The sequence below is a fragment of the Bradyrhizobium sp. SRS-191 genome, assembly GCF_024586915.1.
In the GTDB taxonomy this organism is placed as follows: Bacteria; Pseudomonadota; Alphaproteobacteria; order Rhizobiales; family Xanthobacteraceae; genus Bradyrhizobium.
Genome location: NZ_JANBVS010000003.1, coordinates 348469 through 366614 on the forward strand (window position 1 = coordinate 348469; position 18146 = coordinate 366614).

The following is an 18146-nucleotide window of genomic DNA, read 5'->3' on the forward strand; positions in this document are numbered from 1 at the left end:
TCCTGAAATGTTGCTCCGCAGTTCCATTCAGCAAAGTGAGAATAAGTTGAATCGCCGTCAGTTCATTCAATCTGCGGCTGCGATCCCGGTCGCCGCATCTTTGGCGCCGAGCGCGTCGGCCGCAGCTGCGCCGCAGCCGTTCAGCGCGGCCACGGTGCGCGATCTCGCGCGCGCGCTCGCGGCGAAGCCGTATGCCGCGCCGGACGACAAGCTGCCGGATGCGCTGGCGAAGCTCGACTATGACGCCTACCGCTCGATCCGCTTCCTGCCCGAGCATGCGCTGTGGCGCGACGAGAAGCTGCCGTTCCAGGCGCAGTTCTTTCATCGCGGATTCATCTACAAGGATCGCGTCGACATCTACGAGGTCGCTGACGGGCAGGCGAAGCCGGTGGCCTATCGTCCGGAGGATTTCGCGTTCGGTCCGCAGGTGCCGGCATTTCCGGCGGCCGATCTCGGCTTCGCCGGCTTCCGCATTCACACGCCGATGAACCGGGCGGACTACTACGACGAAGTGTGCGTCTTTCTCGGCGCCAGCTATTTCCGCGCGGTGGCCAAGGGCGAGCTCTACGGGCTCTCGGCCCGCGGGCTGTCGATCGACACCGGCGAAGCGAAGGGCGAGGAATTTCCCGTCTTCAAGGCGTTCTGGCTGGAGAAGCCGACGCAAGGCGCGACCGCGATGGTCGTGCACGCGCTGCTCGACAGCAAGAGCGCCACCGGCTCCTACCGCTTCACCATCCGTCCGGGCGACACCACGGTATTCGACGTCGAGGCCTCGCTGTATCCGCGGGTCGAGATCGCGCATGGCGGGCTGGCGCCGATGACCAGCATGTTCCTGTTCGGGCCGAACGATCGCAGCGACAGCGACGACTTCCGCCCCGCCGTGCACGATTCCGACGGGCTCGCGATGTTCAACGGCAAGGGCGAGCAGATCTGGCGCCCCCTGAGCAATCCGCGCGACCTCCAGGTCAGCGTGTTCAACGACCTCAATCCGCGCGGCTTCGGCCTGATGCAGCGCGAGCGCAGCTACGCCGCGTATCAGGACCTGGAATCGCATTTCGAGCAGCGGCCAAGCCTGTGGATCGAGCCGATCGGCGATTGGGGCGAAGGCGCCGTGGTGCTGTTCGAGATTCCGACCAAGCAGGAGATCCACGACAACATCGCCGCATTCTGGCGGCCGAAGACGCCGCTCGCCGCCAAGGGCGAGCACAACATGACCTACCGCCTGCATTGGGGCCCGGACATGCCGAAGCCGCATGCGCTGGCGCGCTTCACCCGTACCGGCGTCGCCGCGCAAGGCGAAGGACGGCTGTTCGTGCTCGAACTCCAGGGCGACGCGCTCAAGGGGCTCGATCCCGCCGCCGTCAAGGCCGTCGTCAGCGCCGAGAAGACGGAGGTGACGAACGTAGTCGCGCAGCCCAATCCCGAGACCGGCGGATGGCGCCTGAGCTTCCAATGCGCCGCCAAGGACGCAGCTGTGGAGCTCCGCGCCGAACTGTTCGCGAGCGACAAACTCGTGTCGGAGACATGGATCTACCGATGGACGCCGTGAGCGCACGCTTGCCGCGCCAGTCGCCCGTCGCGCGCGGCGCGGACTTTCTTCCGGCGGAGTCGCCATGCGCGATGGCGCCCTCGCCGCTCTCCGAGGTGCCGTCCGGGAGACGGACGATCAGCAGCGGCATGAGCATCGCGCTGCGCCGCGGGCTGGTTCTTGCCGGCACCGCCGCGCTGACGGGCGCGGGCTGCCTCAAAATGTACGAGGTCGTTGAAGTCGGTGGCGTGACCGTCCTCGAAGGCATCGTGCTCGTGCTGTTCACGATCCTGCTCGCCTGGATCGCGTTCGCATTCGTCACCGCGCTGGCGGGATTCGGCGTGATGCTGCTGCGGCCGCGCGAGACGATTCCGATCGACGCCGGCGGCCCCCTCCCCGTGCTGTCCAGCCGCACCGCGATGCTGCTGCCGACCTACAATGAGGACCCTGACGCGGTGATGGTGCGGCTGCGCGCCATGATCGAGTCCGTGGCCGGGACCGGCCAGGCCGAGCAGTTCGACTGGTTCCTGCTCAGCGACACCACCGATCCCGACATCTGGATCGGCGAAGAGGCCGCGTTCCTGGCGCTGCGCGAGGCTTGCGGCGACGCCCGCGTGTACTACCGGCATCGCGCCGACAATGTCGCGCGCAAGTCCGGCAACATCGCCGAATGGGTGCGGCGGTTCGGCGCGGCCTATGCGCACATGATCATTCTCGACGCCGACAGCCTGATGAGTGGCGACACCGTGGTGCGGCTGGCCCATGCCATGGAACAGGCGCCGCAGGCAGCCCTGATCCAGACGCTTCCGGTGATCGTCAACGGCGGCAGCCTGTTTGCAAGACTGCAACAGTTTGCCGGCCGGCTCTACGGGCCCATCATCGCCTCCGGCAATGCCTGGTGGTACGGCGGCGAAGGCAATTACTGGGGTCACAACGCCATCATCCGCGTCGCCGCCTTCGCGCAGGACGCCGCGCTGCCGGAGCTATCAGGGCGAAAGCCGTTCGGCGGTCACATCCTCAGTCACGATTTCATCGAGGCGGCGCTGATGCGGCGCGCCGGATGGGGCATCTACATGACGGTCAAGCTCGGCGGCAGCTACGAAGAGGTGCCGCCGTCGCTGATCGACTATGCCGCGCGCGACCGGCGCTGGTGCCAGGGCAATCTGCAGCATCTCGCGGTGCTGCCGGCGCGCGGGCTGCACTGGGTGTCGCGGCTGCATCTCCTGATCGGCATCGGCGCCTATGTCACAGCGCCCTTGTGGCTCGCCTTCCTGGTGCTCGGCATCCTGATCTCGCTGCAGGCCAACTTCGTCCGCCCCGAATATTTCCCCAAGGGCTTTGCGCTGTTTCCGTCCTGGCCGGCGCAGGACCCGGTGCTCGCGGCGCAGGTGTTCGGCGCAACCCTCGGGCTTCTGATGATTCCGAAGCTGCTGGCCTGCCTCGCCACGCTGTTCACGCCGACAATGCGCCGCGGCTTCGGCGGCGGCCTGCGCCTGTGCGCGGCAGTGCTGGTCGAGACCGTGCTCGCCGCGCTGATCGCGCCGTCGATGATGATCTTCCAATCCGTCGCCGTGATCGAGATCCTGCTCGGCCGCGATGCCGGCTGGCAGGTACAGCGGCGCAGCGATGGCGGCATCAGCCGCCGCGAGATCATCCGCAAGTTCACGCTGCCGACCCTGTGCGGCCTGGTGATGGCGGCAAGCGCCTATGCGGTCTCGTTGCCGCTGCTGGCCTGGATGTCGCCGGTCATCGCCGGCCTCGTGCTCGCGATCCCGCTCGGCCTGCTCACTGCGGGACGCGGCCTGGGTGCACGCCTGTTCACGACGCCGGAGGATCGCGCTCCGCCGCCGGTGCTGCTGCGGGCCAAGGTGCTCACTGAGGCGCAGCGGCCGGAACGGCTGAACGCGCTGGTCGAGCTGCGTGACAACGCCGTGCTCCGCCGCCAGCACCTCGCGTCCCTGCCGCCGCGGCGGTCGCGCGAGCCGGGCGATATCGACGTCGACCTCGCCACCGCCAGAGCGCGGATCGCGGAGGCCGGCACGTTCACGCAGGCGACCCGCTTCCTGTCGCGCCGGGAGACGCTGGCCGTGCTCAATGACGGCGCCGCGCTGGAGCAGCTCGTCGCGCTCCCCGCGTGAGCGAGGAGACGCGCCCGCGTTACTTCGTCAGATGGGCCGAGGCGATCGCCTGCTGGAACAGCGCCGTCAGCGCCGCGCCGATGCTGCCGCTGGAGTCGACCTCGTAATAGTAGCCCGGGCTTGCGCAGGACTTCATCACGGTGCCGATGTCGTTGCGCCAGGGCGCGATATAGGTCGTGTACCAGCTGTTGTTGGTGATCGCGAGATAGGTGGTGTAGAGCACCGCTATCTTGATGCCGCGGGCCTTCAGCGCGGTGCAGGTCGCGGTGTTCAGCGGCTCCTGGCAGCGGCCGCCCGATACGGTCGTCTTGCTGCAGGTCGTCGGATAGTTGTAGTCGGCGACACCGTCGGAGACGAAGAACAACCATTTCTGCGGGCTGGTCGACGAGCCGTCACCCTGCGCCGGGATGACGCCGCTCATGGAGGACATCGCGCCGTCGAAGTCGCTGCACTGGTCGTTGTTGTAGCCGCTATAGGGAATGGTCATCAGGTCGAGCGAGCCGACCGACGACTTCACCGACGACATGCTCGACGACAGGCTGGCGACGGTGGTCAGGCCGAGCGAACCGCAGTCGCTGCCGAGGCTGTAGACCGCCATGCGGTACTGGTTGCTGACGACCTGGCTGGCGGTCGCCGTGTCCGTCAGCGACTGCGTCGCCGAGCGCACCACGTCGATCCGCATCGTCACGCCCTTGTTCTTGGCGATCTGGTAGTAGCTGTTGGTCTGCAGCGTCTTCTTCGTGCTCGACGTGTAGACGTCATGGCAGGCGAAGGCGCATTTGTCCGAGGTCGCGTTCTGCAGCTTGGTCATGTCGGCCGTGGTCGCGCCGAGGCCCTGCGACGGCGAATTGTCGACCAGGACGTAGAAATCCATGTAAGTCGGGAACGACGCCGAGGCCGATGACGATGTCGCGACCGTCATGGTCGGATAGCCGAACATGTACATGAAGATCGTCTTGACGACGACATTGGCGCTGCCGACGACGGACCGCGCCGACACGCTGTCGGTGATGGTGATATTGATGGAATTCGCCGAGAGATTGTGGGCCGCCATCTGGCCGTTGAACATGTTGGTCGCTGCGGTCTGGGCCGCCGAGGCCGATCCGCGCATGGCGGTATAACCGGTCGCGGCCAGCATGGCGGCATCGAGCGAGGCCGACAGCTTCGCCTTGGCGCGCACCGCCATCGAGTAGTCGATGGCCGAGCCGATGAAGGCGAGGATCGGCAGCAGCGCGATGGCGAAGATGACGGCGATATTACCGCTCTCGTCACGACGGAACCGCGACAGGATCGTAAGGTAAGGTTTTCCGGCCGACACGGCCACGCTCCCAACAAACAAGATCAGTTGTGCGGGATGTTGCTGGCCAAGCGTTACGTTGGAATTGATTGAATTGCCGAGAGTCGGTTACACCGTGTTTCTGATTGCCGTAAACGGTGCGGCTGCACCGTCCGGGCGCCGCATGTCTGATATGCGGCCCGTCCGGCGAACCGCTCGGCCGCCCCCAGCGGAGCGGGCGCGCCCCCTCCTCCGGTACCCCGATTGCAAAGCGAGGTCGCCGATAGCATAGTCCGGCCGCTTTTCAGCGCCGTTGCGCTGATTCTTCGGGGGTGTTTGGGGACGACGATGGCAGATGCCGATCTTGATGCCGTGATCCGGCAACTGGCCAAGCAGCAGAACAAGACCATCCTGGCGGCAGCCAAGAAGCGGAAGGACCGCTTCAACGGCCTCGCCATGAAGGCCAAGGACAAGGACGCCAAGGAGCGGTTCAAGATGCTGGCCCGCGAGGCGGTCGAGCAGGCCAATGCGGCTGCGCGCAGGCTGCTGATCTCCGCCGACAACGTCGCCGACAGCTACGCCCGCGCGATGCGACAGGCGGCCGCGGCGGAGTTGCCGAAGACGGCCGAGAAAAAGGCGGACAAGCCGGCCGACGCTGCGGCGGCCAAGCCCTCGACTGGCAAGGCCGGCAGCAAGGCGGCCAAGAAGGCGCCCGCCAAGGCCGCGGCGAAGAAGGCCGTCAAGGCGAAGGCCTGAGCCGGGCGTCGCGCGCAGGCCGGACACCGGCCGGCCGTCGAAGATCGCAACGTTCCGCGCGACCGCCGCTGAAGACGCTCGCGATCGCGCAGGCGTTGCGTCCCTAAAATTTTGCCATCCCTAGCAACCATCGCCGCGGCCCCGACTTGCTCCGAGAGTCTTTTCGACGCGGAGATGGGAATGAAGGCGCTGGTCTGGCATGGCAAAGAGGACATCCGCTGCGACACGGTCAGCGATCCCGAGATCGAGCACGCGCGCGACGCGATCATCAAGGTGACGAGCTGCGCGATCTGCGGTTCTGATCTCCACCTGTTCCACAACTACATCCCCGCGATGATGCCCGGCGACATCATGGGCCACGAGACCATGGGCGAGGTCGTCGAGGTCGGCTCTGGCGTGAACGGCAAGCTCAAGAAGGGCGACCGCATTGTCGTGCCCTTCACGATCATCTGCGGCGAATGCGACCAGTGCAAGCGCGGCAATTTCTCGGTCTGCGAGACCACCAACCGCAACAAGCATATGGCCGAGAAGGTGTTCGGCCACACCACCGCCGGCCTGTTCGGCTACACCCATCTGACCGGCGGCTATCCCGGCGGCCAGGCTGAATATCTGCGCGTGCCCTACGCGGATGCGACGCATATCAAGGTGCCCGACGGAATGAGCGACGAGCAGGCGCTGTTCCTCAGCGACATCTTCCCGACCGGCTGGCAGGCGGCCGCGCAATGCGACATCGAGCCTGACGATACGGTCGCGGTGTGGGGCTGCGGCCCGGTCGGCCAGATGGCGATCCGCAGCGCCATCCTGCTTGGCGCGAAACAAGTGATCGCCATCGACCGCATTCCGGAGCGGCTGGCGATGGCCGAGGCCGGCGGTGCCATCACCATCGATTTCGACAAGGAAAGCGTGGTCTCCAGGCTCAACGAGCTGACCGACAACAAGGGCCCGGAGAAGTGCATCGACTGCGTCGGCTTCGAGAGCCATATCAGCATGGCGCAGCCGGACAGCGTGCTCGATCGCGCCAAGCAGATGTTCATGCTCGAGAACGACCGGCCGCACGTGCTGCGCGAGATCATCTATGTCTGCCGGCCCGGCGGCATCGTCTCGATCCCCGGCGTCTATAGCGGCTTGTCCGACATGGTGCCGATGGGCGCGCTGATGAACAAGGGGCTGACGATCCGGACCGGCCAGACCCACGTCAACCGGTGGACCGACGAACTCAAGCAGCGCATCGAGGACGGCCAGATCGACCCGTCCTTCGTCATCACCCACACCGTGCCGCTTGCGCAGGGCCCTGAGATGTATCGCGCGTTCCGCGACAAGCAGGACAGCTGCGTCAAGGTCGTGTTGAAGCCATAAGGGATCGTACAGCATGTTTCATTTTTCGAATCTCGTCCGCTCCAAGGGCGATCCCAAGATCATCTCCACCGGCCCAAGCTCGCTGACATCAGCGGATCGACTGGCCCGCGGCCTCGGCTGGTTCTCGATCGCGCTCGGCACGCTGGAGCTGCTGGCGCCGCATCGGGTGACCAACGCGCTCGGCATGCATGGCCGCGAGGGACTGGTGCGGACCTATGGCTTGCGCGAACTGTTCGCGGGCGTCATGACGCTGTCGGTGGAGAAGCGGGCCGGCCTGATGAGCCGCATGGCCGGCGACGGCCTGGACATGGTGACGCTGGCTGGCGAGCTCAGGCCGAGCAATCCGCGCGCAGGCACCGTGCTAGCGGCGCTGGTCATGGTCGGCGGCATCACGGCGTTGGATTATATGTGCGCGCAAGACCTCAAGGCCCAACACGATCCACGGCGCGGCCGCAAGCGGCTGTACACCGATCGCAGCGGCTTCCCCAAGGGCATCACGGCCGCCAAGGGGGCGGCGCTGCCGAAGCCGACGAGGACGGCCGCGACCTAGAAGCCGAGACCTAGAAGCCGAGCAGGACGCGAGCTACGGCTTCAGCGTCACGGTGAACAAGCGGAAGCCTGCGATCTTCGGGAAGGCCTCCGCGGCCTCAGGCGAGGCCAGCGCCACGACGGCAGCGCTCACCTCGCCATTGCTGAGGCGCGTGATCGCGGTCGCCTGGCCTTCCAGCAACAGCACCTCCGATGCACCGGCCGCATTCATGGCCGCGGTGATCCTGGCGTTCGACTTCGCATAGCGCTCGTCGATCGCGATCACCTTGCCGCTGAGATCCGGCACACCGCGGACATTGGGCCGCGCCAGCAGCACGGCGACGAGATGTTTGTCGGCAGGCCCTTCGGGGACACGCAGCGCCGTCATGCGCTCGGCGAGTTCGGCCGCCACCGTGACCGCTGCCACCATGACCTCGGTCTGGACCTTGCCCGCATTCGGCGCGGCCTCCTTGGCGGGGGCCGGCGTACTGATCACGGGCGGGGGCGCGCCATCGGCGGGCGGAAGCGGATCGGGGCGCGACGTCCGCGCCTGGGTGTCGGCCGGCGTCGGCGTCGATTTAGGCGTCGGCTTGGTGTCCTGCTTGGACTCGGGCTTGGACTCGAGCTTGGGCCCGGGCGTGGCCTGGAGCTTGGGCTTGGCCTCGGCTGCCGCGACCTGAGACGCAGCCCGGCGCTTGGCGGCGCGCGCATGCTTGCGCTGCAGGGCCGCGCGGCGCGCCACGCTTGCTGGAGATTTGCGGCTCGCCTTGGCCGGCTCCGCGGACGGCGCCGGCTGGATGACGACCGGATGATCGGTGCAGCCCTCGCCGCTGAGATCCACACAGGGCGAGGCGAGTTGCGGCGGCGCCGGATGGCTGCAGCCCGCCAGTGTGAAGGCTGATATGACGGCCAACGCGCCAAAACAAAGCGCTCTCACTTTTCCGCTCCTGACGACTTCCCCGCGCGCAGGATGCGCGTCTGTCTTGCCTGCTATCTCACCCGTGATGCGTTAAACTCCGGCTTATTCGCCGGCCGCGAGCAGGCATGTCAGTGTGGCGTGGTTAATGTCCCGCGCATGAATCGGCCATTCCTGCCGGCGCGACGGCATCTCGCCCGAGGCGCAGCGCAACTGATAAGAAAGGACGAGACATGCCGGCCCTTTCAGGTAGTAATGTCGTGGTCATCATGAGTCAGCGCCAAGGGGCACTGCACATGGGACCATGAACACGCCAAAAGGCGTGTTCATGGAAAGGTCGGGGGACATGCTATGAGATCGTTCCGTCGCGTCTGCGCCGCAGGGCTGACGCTCGGCCTGCTCGCAGGGCTGGGCCCGGCGCGCGGCGACACCATCGCCCGCTACGACTGCACGATCGTCGGCACGATGGGGCTCGAGCCGATCGGCGATCGCCCCGGCCACATGCTGGTCAGCTTCCAATATTCCTGCGTCGGCATCGACGGCCTGATGAAGGGCGCGACCTACACGGCCAATGTCGCCTCCGAATGGGAAAACCAGAAGGGCACGTATCTGTACGGCGCCGGCATCCATCGCAGTCCTGACGGTTATGCGGTCGCCGTACTGACCGAAGGCAAGGGCTCCGTGCAGATGAAGGACGGCACGCCCGCCATCTCCGAGGCCGCCGGCAAGGTCGTCTTCAGGCTGGCATCCGGCCGCTTCGCGGCCCTGGCCGGCCGCACGGTGAATTTCACCGCCCGGCTGGTCGGGCCCGGACACCTGGTCTACGAGCTAACCGATTGAGAGCCCGGCGGCGGCCCGGATTTCCGTTGATCGGATCACCGCCCGCCGCCATGTTGGTCGGCATGCCGGTTGCGACGGTCCTCGTCCCTGCCCTCGTGGGGGCGGAACGATCCGCCGCCGCCGATGTTTCTCGAACTTGCGAAGGATGCTCCATGGCCAAGACAGACCCCGCTGCCGGCAAGCCGATCGCCAACGCCGCGCTCGCCAACATTCCGCGGCTGATCACGGCCTATTATGCGCTGAAGCCCGACCCGCACGAGCCGACCCAGCGCGTCGCCTTCGGCACGTCGGGCCATCGCGGCTCATCGCTGAAGACCGGCTTCAACGAGAACCACATTCTGGCCACGACGCAGGCGCTGTGCGACTACCGGCGACAGCAGGGCCTCGATGGTCCGCTGTTTGTCGGCATCGACACCCATGCGCTGGCCGAGCCCGCGCTTGCCAGCGCGCTGGAGGTGTTCGGCGCCAATGGCGTCGAGGTGATGGTCGACAGAGACGGCGGCTACACGCCGACGCCGGTGATCTCGCATGCCATCATCTCCTACAACAAGGGCCGCACGGCCCATCTTGCCGACGGCGTCGTCATTACACCGTCACATAACCCGCCGGAGGATGGCGGCTACAAATATAATCCGCCGCATGGCGGCCCCGCCGATACCGACGCCACGGGTGAGATCGAGCGGCAGGCCAATGTCTATCTCGCCAACGATCTCGATGGCGTCTCGCGCATCAGCTACGCCAAGGCCAAGCAGCGCGGCTCGGTGCACGCTTACGACTACATCACGCCCTATGTCGCCGATCTTGCCAACACCGTCGATCTCGACGCGGTGAAATCCGCCGGCATCAAGATCGGCATCGATCCGCTCGGCGGCGCGGCGATCGCCTATTGGGCGCCGATCATCGAGCGCTACGGCCTCAACGCCACCATCGTCAATGAGATCGTCGATCCGACCTTCCGCTTCATGACCGCGGACTGGGACGGCAAGATCCGCATGGACTGCTCCTCGCCCTACGCGATGGCGAGCCTGATCGCGATGCGCGAGCGCTTCGACGTCGCCTTTGCCAACGACACCGACGCCGACCGCCATGGGATCGTGACGCGCTCGGGCGGGCTGATGAATCCGAACCATTACCTGGCGACGGCGATCTCCTACCTGTTCGCGCATCGGCCCGACTGGCGCAGCGATGCGGCGATCGGAAAGACGATCGTGTCGAGTTCGCTGATCGATCGCGTCGCGAACAAGCTCGGCCGCAAGCTGGTCGAGACGCCCGTCGGCTTCAAATGGTTCGTCGCAGGCCTCGGCTCCGGCAGCTTCGGCTTCGCCGGCGAGGAGAGCGCCGGCGCCTCGTTCCTCAAGCGCGACGGCACGGTGTGGACCACCGACAAGGACGGTCTCATCCTCGGCCTGCTCGCCGCCGAGATCATGGCCAAGCGCGGCCGCGATCCGAGCGAGCTCTACAAGGAGCTGACCTCGGAGCTCGGCGCGCCCGTCTATGAGCGCATCGACGTCCCGGCCTCGCCGCCGCAGAAGGCGGCGCTGAAGGCGCTGACGCCGGAGAAGCTTGACCTCAAGGAACTCGCCGGCGATCCCGTCCGCGTCGTGCACACCAAGGCGCCCGGCAACGGCCAGTCCTTCGGCGGCATCAAGGTCGAGACCGAGTACGGTTGGTTCGCCGCCCGCCCCTCCGGCACCGAGGACGTCAACAAGCTCTACGCCGAGAGCTTCCGCGATGCCGAGCATCTCAAGCGCATCCAGAGCGAGGCGCAGGCGGCGCTGGCGAAGGTCGCATAACAAGCGATCCCGCAAGTTCGAAGCGTGTGTGACGACATGCACATACGCTTCGGCCGCTCTGGAGCATGGTCCCCGTCACAGGCTGCATCGGGCAGCCCGGATGACAGGGACCAACAACATGAACCGTCAGATTGCGCTGTTCGCCACCGCCGCCACCCTTTCGATCGGCCTGCTGGCGGGCGCGACGGCGCCGTCGGCTGCGCTCGATCTCAGCTGGGTCAGCAACAAGCCCTATGTGAACTGCCTGACCAATGCGCACAAGGTCGCCATGACCTACCCGCCTGCTCAGCGTGGCTATTGGGACGACAAGCTCCGTCGCGCCTGCAACCGCGGCTATTATCCGAACCGGCCGGGTGTCCAATATTGATCGTCGCATGGTGATACGCCACGCCCTTGCGCCGGTCGGAACCGACCGGCCGCACGGCACGGGACTCGCGGGCCCTGCAATCGTCAGGACCCTTGCGGGTCCGCATCCGCAAGGCCGGCGCGCCGTTTCCCTTTTTGCCGCAGTTCGGATATCGATGGAGCCACAAGGGATTAGACAGCCATCGGTGAGACCGGATGCGAAGCTCTTCGACTGCCTTGCGCGTCACCTTCAGCGCGCTCGCAACCTCCTTCATGCTGACTGCGAGCGCGTCCGCGCAAATGGCGCCGGAAGCGGCCGCGCCGCGCCCCAGGCCGGCGCCGTCGATGCGCGCCGCGTCCTGCCATAACGGCCAGAGTTTTGATCGCTTTCTCACCGAACTGAAGCAGCGCGCCGTCGCTGAGGGCGTGTCGCAGCGCGCGATCGCGTCCGCTTCGCCCTCCCTCACCTATGACCAGGGCATCGTCAACCGCGACCGCGGCCAGCGCGTGTTCGGCCAGTTGTTCACCGAGTTCGCCGGCCGCATGGCGGCCGCGTATCGAATGCAGAACGGCCAGCAGCACATCAGGATGCATGCAGCCGCGTTCGCGCGCGCCGAGAAGGAGTATGGCGTGCCGCCGGCGGTCATCGCCGCCTTCTGGGGATTGGAGAGCGACTTCGGCTCCAACATGGGCAATCTGCCGGTGCTGCCGTCGCTGGTATCGCTGGCCTATGACTGCCGCCGCAGCGAGCGTTTCCAGAACGAGACCATCGCCGCGCTGAAAGTGATCGACCGCGGCGACCTCACGCCATCAGAGATGATCGGCTCCTGGGCCGGCGAGCTCGGCCAGACCCAGTTCCTGCCGACGCATTACGTCACCTACGCCGTCGACTATGATGGCGACGGCCGCCGCGACCTGCTGCGCAGTGCGCCCGACGTGATCGGCTCGACCGCGAACTACATCGCGACCGGCCTGAAATGGCGGCGCGGCGAGCCGTGGCTGGAAGAGATCCGCGTGCCTCAGACCTTCCCCTGGGATCAGGCCGATCTCACCGTGAAGGCAGCGCGGAGCAAATGGGCCGGCTTGGGGGTGACCTATGCCGACGGACGGCCGCTGCCCAATGATGCGCTGGAGGCCTCGGTGCTGCTGCCGATGGGACGCAACGGCCCGGCGTTCCTGGCCTACGCCAATTTCGCCGCCTATACCGAGTGGAACAACTCGCTAATCTATTCGACCACCGCGGCCTATCTCGCCACCCGCATCGCCGGCGCCGCGCCGATGCGCAAAGCCAGCGGGCCCGTGGCGCAGCTGCCGTTCAACGAGATCAAGGAGCTGCAGCAACTGCTGGTGAAGGCCGGCTTCGACGTCGGCAAGGTCGACGGCGTGCTCGGCCAGCAGAGCCGCATCGCGGTCAAGACGATGCAGCAGCGGCTGGGGCTACCGGCGGACTCCTGGCCGACGGCCGAACTGCTGGCGCGGATGCGCGGCGGCACGCCGCGGGCTGCCGCACCCGCACCGGCCACGGCGTCGCGCTGATCATCAACAGCTGAAGGACCATTGCAATGCCTCACGTCATCGTCAAACTCTATCCGGGCAGGACCGAGCAGCAGAAGCAGGCGCTGGCGCAAGCCCTCACCGAAGCGGTGACGCGCACGCTCAACTCCAGCGAAGACTCCGTCTCGGTGGGCATCGAGGACGTCGGCCCGAACGAATGGACCGCCAAGGTGTACGGGCCCGACATCATCGACAAGGCCGGCACGATCTACAAGAAGCCCGGCTACGAACCGCAATGAGCTGATGGCGCCATGAACGCGCCGACAGCGTTGGTATTGGCCGCCGCGACGATCGAGCGGGGACACGTTCGGAGGATCACCCCATGGCCATCGTCTTCATCACCGGCAGCGCCGAGGGGCTCGGCCGCGCCGCAGCGCAATCGCTGCTCGATCAAGGGCATCGCGTGGTGTTGCACGTACGGACGGCCGATCGCGCAGCGGCACTCGGTGAACTCGGATCGCGGGCGGCCGGGATCGTCGTCGGCAATCTCAGCAGCGCCGCGGAGACGCGGCGCATTGCGGACCAGGTCAACGCGATCGGGCGGATGGACGCCATCATCCATAATGCAGGCGTCTATGCACAGCCGGGTCGCGGCGACACCCCGGAAGGACATGCCACGACGCTCGCCGTCAATACGCTCGCGCCATATATGCTGACCGCGCTGATCGAGCGCCCTGCCCGGCTGGTCTATCTCAGCAGCGGGCTGCATCGCGGCGGAGAAGGCTCGCTGGCAGATCTCGATTGGACGAAGCGGGACTGGGATTCGGCCAAGGCCTACGCCGAGACCAAGCTGCACGTCGTGGCGCTGGCGTTTGCACTGGCGCGACGTTGGCCTGAGGTCCTGAGCAATGCCGTCGACCCCGGCTGGGTCCGCACGCGGATGGGCGGAGCAGGCGCCCCTGTCGACATCGACACTGGGCAGCAGACCCAGGCCTGGCTCGCGGCAAGTGACGATCCCGAGGCCCTGGTCAGTGGACGCTACTGGCATCATCTTCGGCAACAGGAGCCGGCGCGCGAAGCGACCGATCGAGCGTTCCAGGACGCGCTGGTGGCCCGGCTGGGCGAACTGACCGGCGTTGCCCTGCCCTGACGGGCGCTCGGACGTCACTGAATGATTGCAGACGAGAGGATTGCAGACGAGCTATGCCGCTCCGGCGCGGAGACGGGTCGGCCAGCCGACGCGGACCAACGTCTCATCGGGGTCCGACATGGCGAACTCGTACATTCCCCAGGGCATGTCTTGGGCGATGTGCTGAAACTCGCGCGCGACGGCGTCGACATCCTCGACATAGAGATAAAGCCCGAAAGGGTTTCTGCCCGGTGTGAGCCATCCCTCCACGGCGTCGGTCAGATGCAGATGACCGCCGTTGGCGTTCGACAGCATGCGATAAGTGTCTGGCTCACCCGCAGCAGGCCTCTCGCTGTCCGGGCGCGTGAAGCCCAGCCGATTGTAGAACTGCTCCGAGGCGTCGAGGTCATTGCACGGCAGGATGGCGACCAAGGATCCGGCAGGCGTCATTCGTGCACTCCGCCGTCAGGCTGCGCTTGGGACATTCTTCTCAACTCCGCCGTCTATCGCCCTGGACGAGTGTGAGCCAGCTGATCACTCGGAACATAGCCTATCCTCTGCTCAATGACTCTCGGCCCGGCGCTCCTATCGCCGCGAGGCGAGGGTTGGACCCGAGGTCCACGTCTGATCGGCAGAGCCGCTCTGCAGCGTCGCTCGCCTTTCGGCAACGGCATGATTGAACAGCTCCAGGACCAGGCCGAAGGCGACCAGGTCCTCCTGTTCGATCGCTCCATCATCATAGTCCTTGAGGGTCTCGCCGATGATCGCGTCGACCTCCCGTTGCCATTTCAACAGATCGTTTTCCGACTCCGCATTGCGGACCTCCGAGGCCGCCGCAAGGATGCGGTTGCGACAGCTGCTGGTATCGTCCAGATCGTCCCGGTTCAGATAGCGGCGCAGCCACTCGGCGGCCGACCCGAGGCCGGACAGAACGAGCAAGGCGAACCAGAAGTAGTCGCTGTACTTGTCCAGAAAGGTTCGCTCCGTGCCGTTGATCACCGCCGCGGCGCCCCGATGCACGGACGGTTCGGTCTCCTTCTCCGTGTCGGGCTTGGCGATGTGCGCCGCGCCGGCGAGGCCTTGCATGATCGTGTCGCGGACCGCGAAAAGCTGCCGGAAGAAGGCCGCCGCCTTGGCTTCGGACAATTCCTTCTTTGCCAGGATCAGGTGATTGACGCTGATCGTATCGACCTTATCCGCCGGCCAGGCCGGTTTCGCGCTGAAGACGCTGGCCGGAATTTCCTCGGCCTCGTAGCGCGGGTGCTTGAGGGCAATGGCCTCGGAGGCGTCGATGGAAAGAAAAGTGGGAGCGCCGCGCGCCCGGGACGTCGCGGCAATGGCGTCCGCGGTGATCTTGCTGTCCAGCGGCCCGACGGCGAGATAGGCATCAAGGGTGGGGTCTTGCGCCAGCTTCTCGATCTCGTCTGTCCCGAATTGGGCCGTGGCAACCTTGTCGGGCTGCACGCCGGAGCCCTCCAGGATGGCCTGGAGGACGGCGACATTTGCTCCCGTCCTGCCGATGATGCCGATCTTGTGACCCGCCAGCTCGGCAATCTCGGAGATCTTGCCGGTGGCCTTCTTCTTGGACTCGTTGCCGCGTCGCCCGGAGGACGACCATAGGACGACATAGTTCTTGCGCAGGACGGCCAGCGTTTGCGCGTCGGGCGGCATGGCAAGGTCGCCGCGGCCGACGGCGAGGTCGGTTTTGTCGGCTGCCAGCAGGGCCAAGGATTCAGCCGCTCCCGCGGTCGTGATCGGGGAGAGCCTGACCGTCCTGCTTTCGTCAGCGAAGGCGTCGGCCATCGCTTGCACGACCTTGTGGTCGTCACTCCCCGCCGGCCCCACGGCGATCCGCAGGGTCTCGGGCTGCAAGACGTAGAACAGGGCGGCTGCTGCGGCCCCAAAGGCGATAAATCCCAAAGCCAGCACGATCAGCAACCTTCGTTGCCGACGATCGTGAGCACTCCTGGCTGGATCGGACGGTGACATCAGCGGCCCCTCTGAGCGCAAACGCGTGTTCGCGACAACCGCGCTGGAACCTGGGCGAACCGGTGTCAGTCCGGAATGTTCCGAGATGCCTTAAATAGTTCGGGTGGCCGGCTTTGCGAGGGGCGCGGGGTCCGACTGATCTCATATTGAGGACACCGCAAAGGGGGCCGGCAAAACAGCAGAAAGATGCAGTTGCATTCTCTTGGACGCCGCCCCATCTCGGGAACACGCATCCTTTGCGCCGTCTCATTCCTCAGCGAGAGCATCATGTCCTTTTACGATTCGACCGTGCCGGCCTACCTCCAGCTTCTCGGCAGCCTGTCCGGCCTCTTGAGCAAGGCCGAAGCCCATTGCGAGGCCAAGAAGATTGCCCCCGAGGTTCTGCTCGGCGCCCGGCTGTATCCGGACATGCTGCCGCTCTCCAGACAGATCCAGCTCGCCTGCGACTTCGCCGCCAAGGGCTGCGCACGGCTGACCCACAGCGAGGTGCCGAGCACGCCGGACACCGAGACGAGCTTTGCCGAGCTGCGCCAGCGGCTTGCCAAGACGGTCGATTACCTCAGGACGTTCACGCCGGCGCAGTTCGAGGGTGCCGATGGCCGCGACGTCACGTTTCCGGCCGCGGGCGGCGTCAGCCTGACGCTGAAGGGCCAGGACTTCGTCAACCGGGTCTCGTTTCCGAACTTCTATTTCCACGCCGCCATCGCCCACGGAATCCTGCGCCACAACGGCGTCGAGATCGGCAAGCGGGATTTCCTCGGCGTCGCCTGACGCGCCGTTCTGTTTTCGACCGAAGGTTCGCAGACACGCAAATGCGCGGCCAGCAAGGTCGCCCGGCGCGTCTGCACCCGGCGGATAGCCGATGGACTTGCGACGTCCGCCGCAATGCACAACTGACCACCACCCCCTCCCTCTCTCCTGGAAAATCCGATGAGCACCTCCAAACTGTTCGAACCAACGAAGCTCGGTCCGGTCACCCTGGCCAATCGCGTCGTGATGGCGCCACTGACGCGGAACCGCGCCGTCGAGGGCCTCGTCGCCGGGCCGCTGACGGCGGACTATTATGCCCAGCGCGCCAGCGCAGGCCTCCTGATCTCAGAGGCCAGCCAGGTGTCGCAGCAGGGCCAGGGCTACCAGGACACGCCCGGCATCTATTCGAAGGCGCAGATCGCCGGCTGGCGCAAGGTCACCGACGCCGTGCACGCCAAGGGCGGCCGCATCTTCATCCAGCTCTGGCATGTCGGCCGCATCTCGCATGTCTCGCTGCAGCCTGACGGCGGCGCACCGGTCGCCCCCTCGGCGATTGCCGCCAAGACCAAGACCTTCGTCGGCGGCACCTTCGCCGACGTCTCGAGCCCGCGCGCGCTCGAGCTCGCCGAGATTCCCGGCATCGTCGAAGCGTTTAAACAGGCGGCACTCAACGCGATCGAGGCCGGCTTCGACGGCGTCGAGATCCATGGCGCCAACGGCTATCTGCTCGACCAGTTCGCCAAGGACGGCGCCAACAAGCGCACGGACGCGTACGGCGGATCGATCGAGAACCGCGCCCGGCTGATGCTCGAGGTCGCCAAGGCCGTCTCCGACGCGATCGGTGCCGACAAGACCGGCATCCGGCTCTCGCCGGTGACACCCGCCAACGATATCAGCGATTCCAATCCGCAGGCCCTGTTCGACTACATCGTCGATCAGCTCGCCGCGCTGAACCTCGTCTACATCCACGTCATCGAGGGCGCCACCGGCGGCCCGCGCGACGTCGCGCCGTTCGACTATGCGTCGCTGCGCAAGCGCTTCAAGGGCACCTACATCGCCAACAACGGTTACGACCTCGCGCTCGCCAACAAGCAGCTCGATGCCGGCGCCGCCGACCTGATCGCCTTCGGCCGTCCCTTCATCGCCAACCCCGACCTGGTGGAGCGCCTCAAGGCCAACGCGCCGCTCAACGAGCTCGACCGCGCCACGCTCTATGGCGGCGGCGAGAAGGGCTACACCGACTATCCGACGCTCAAGGCTGCGCAGGCGGCGGAGTGATTCTCAAGCCGTCGAACGAAGACCATCATC

At 66.2% G+C, this 18146-nt stretch carries 17 protein-coding genes; 13 read left to right on the top strand and 4 right to left on the bottom strand.

The window, feature by feature from the left end:
• Positions 1-46 precede the first annotated feature (46 nt).
• Together NLR35_RS08360 and mdoH are read left to right on the top strand one after the other, a co-directional pair.
• On the top strand, positions 47-1549 hold the full coding sequence (locus NLR35_RS08360) for a glucan biosynthesis protein G (protein ID WP_257166065.1): 1503 nt from the start codon (positions 47-49) through the stop codon (positions 1547-1549).
• Positions 1537-3666 carry a glucans biosynthesis glucosyltransferase MdoH gene (mdoH, locus tag NLR35_RS08365; RefSeq protein ID WP_257166066.1) on the top strand — a complete coding sequence of 710 codons (2130 nt, stop codon included), beginning with the start codon at positions 1537-1539 and terminating at the stop codon, positions 3664-3666. Before NLR35_RS08360 ends, mdoH begins: the two co-directional genes overlap by 13 nt.
• A gap of 19 nt (positions 3667-3685) precedes the next feature.
• Here the strand turns inward: mdoH and NLR35_RS08370 are convergent, their stop codons facing one another.
• The gene (locus NLR35_RS08370; protein WP_257166067.1) at positions 3686-4984 is read right to left on the bottom strand and encodes a TadE/TadG family type IV pilus assembly protein; all 1299 of its coding nucleotides are present in this window, start codon (positions 4982-4984) and stop codon (positions 3686-3688) included.
• A gap of 306 nt (positions 4985-5290) precedes the next feature.
• Here NLR35_RS08370 and NLR35_RS08375 point away from each other — a divergent pair, with 306 nt between their 5' ends.
• From NLR35_RS08375 to NLR35_RS08385, 3 genes are all read left to right on the top strand, one after another.
• Entirely contained in the window at positions 5291-5698 is a 408-nt protein-coding gene (locus NLR35_RS08375) for a hypothetical protein (protein WP_257166068.1), read from the top strand.
• Between the two features lie 180 nt (positions 5699-5878).
• Complete coding sequence (locus NLR35_RS08380; RefSeq protein WP_257166069.1) at positions 5879-7054, top strand: zinc-dependent alcohol dehydrogenase; 1176 nt, start codon at positions 5879-5881, stop codon at positions 7052-7054.
• 13 nt (positions 7055-7067) lie between these two features.
• Positions 7068-7604 carry a hypothetical protein gene (locus tag NLR35_RS08385; RefSeq protein ID WP_257166070.1) on the top strand — a complete coding sequence of 179 codons (537 nt, stop codon included), beginning with the start codon at positions 7068-7070 and terminating at the stop codon, positions 7602-7604.
• A 33-nt stretch (positions 7605-7637) separates the two neighbouring features.
• Here the strand turns inward: NLR35_RS08385 and NLR35_RS08390 are convergent, their stop codons facing one another.
• Complete coding sequence (locus NLR35_RS08390; RefSeq protein ID WP_257166071.1) at positions 7638-8519, bottom strand: hypothetical protein; 882 nt, start codon at positions 8517-8519, stop codon at positions 7638-7640.
• 330 nt (positions 8520-8849) lie between these two features.
• On the opposite strand from NLR35_RS08390, the gene NLR35_RS08395 reads away from it, so the two are divergent.
• From NLR35_RS08395 to NLR35_RS08420, 6 genes are all read left to right on the top strand, one after another.
• On the top strand, positions 8850-9338 hold the full coding sequence (locus NLR35_RS08395; protein ID WP_257166072.1) for a hypothetical protein: 489 nt from the start codon (positions 8850-8852) through the stop codon (positions 9336-9338).
• A gap of 152 nt (positions 9339-9490) precedes the next feature.
• Complete coding sequence (gene pgm, locus NLR35_RS08400) at positions 9491-11131, top strand: phosphoglucomutase (alpha-D-glucose-1,6-bisphosphate-dependent) (RefSeq protein ID WP_257166073.1); 1641 nt, start codon at positions 9491-9493, stop codon at positions 11129-11131.
• Positions 11132-11249: 118 nt separating this feature from the next.
• The gene (locus NLR35_RS08405; protein WP_257166074.1) at positions 11250-11498 is read left to right on the top strand and encodes a hypothetical protein; all 249 of its coding nucleotides are present in this window, start codon (positions 11250-11252) and stop codon (positions 11496-11498) included.
• A gap of 278 nt (positions 11499-11776) precedes the next feature.
• The gene (locus NLR35_RS08410) at positions 11777-13012 is read left to right on the top strand and encodes a lytic murein transglycosylase (RefSeq protein ID WP_257166164.1); all 1236 of its coding nucleotides are present in this window, start codon (positions 11777-11779) and stop codon (positions 13010-13012) included.
• 26 nt (positions 13013-13038) lie between these two features.
• Positions 13039-13269, top strand: coding sequence for a tautomerase family protein (locus NLR35_RS08415; protein ID WP_257166075.1), 231 nt, complete (start codon positions 13039-13041; stop codon positions 13267-13269).
• Positions 13270-13352: 83 nt separating this feature from the next.
• Positions 13353-14120 carry an SDR family NAD(P)-dependent oxidoreductase gene (locus tag NLR35_RS08420; RefSeq protein WP_257166076.1) on the top strand — a complete coding sequence of 256 codons (768 nt, stop codon included), beginning with the start codon at positions 13353-13355 and terminating at the stop codon, positions 14118-14120.
• 51 nt (positions 14121-14171) lie between these two features.
• Here the strand turns inward: NLR35_RS08420 and NLR35_RS08425 are convergent, their stop codons facing one another.
• Entirely contained in the window at positions 14172-14549 is a 378-nt protein-coding gene (locus NLR35_RS08425; protein WP_257166077.1) for a VOC family protein, read from the bottom strand.
• A 135-nt stretch (positions 14550-14684) separates the two neighbouring features.
• The gene (locus tag NLR35_RS08430) at positions 14685-16088 is read right to left on the bottom strand and encodes a TAXI family TRAP transporter solute-binding subunit (protein ID WP_257166078.1); all 1404 of its coding nucleotides are present in this window, start codon (positions 16086-16088) and stop codon (positions 14685-14687) included.
• A 267-nt stretch (positions 16089-16355) separates the two neighbouring features.
• On the opposite strand from NLR35_RS08430, the gene NLR35_RS08435 reads away from it, so the two are divergent.
• Together NLR35_RS08435 and NLR35_RS08440 are read left to right on the top strand one after the other, a co-directional pair.
• The gene (locus NLR35_RS08435) at positions 16356-16859 is read left to right on the top strand and encodes a DUF1993 family protein (protein WP_257166079.1); all 504 of its coding nucleotides are present in this window, start codon (positions 16356-16358) and stop codon (positions 16857-16859) included.
• 159 nt (positions 16860-17018) lie between these two features.
• Entirely contained in the window at positions 17019-18116 is a 1098-nt protein-coding gene (locus NLR35_RS08440) for an alkene reductase (RefSeq protein WP_257166080.1), read from the top strand.
• The last annotated feature ends 30 nt before the right edge of the window (positions 18117-18146 follow it).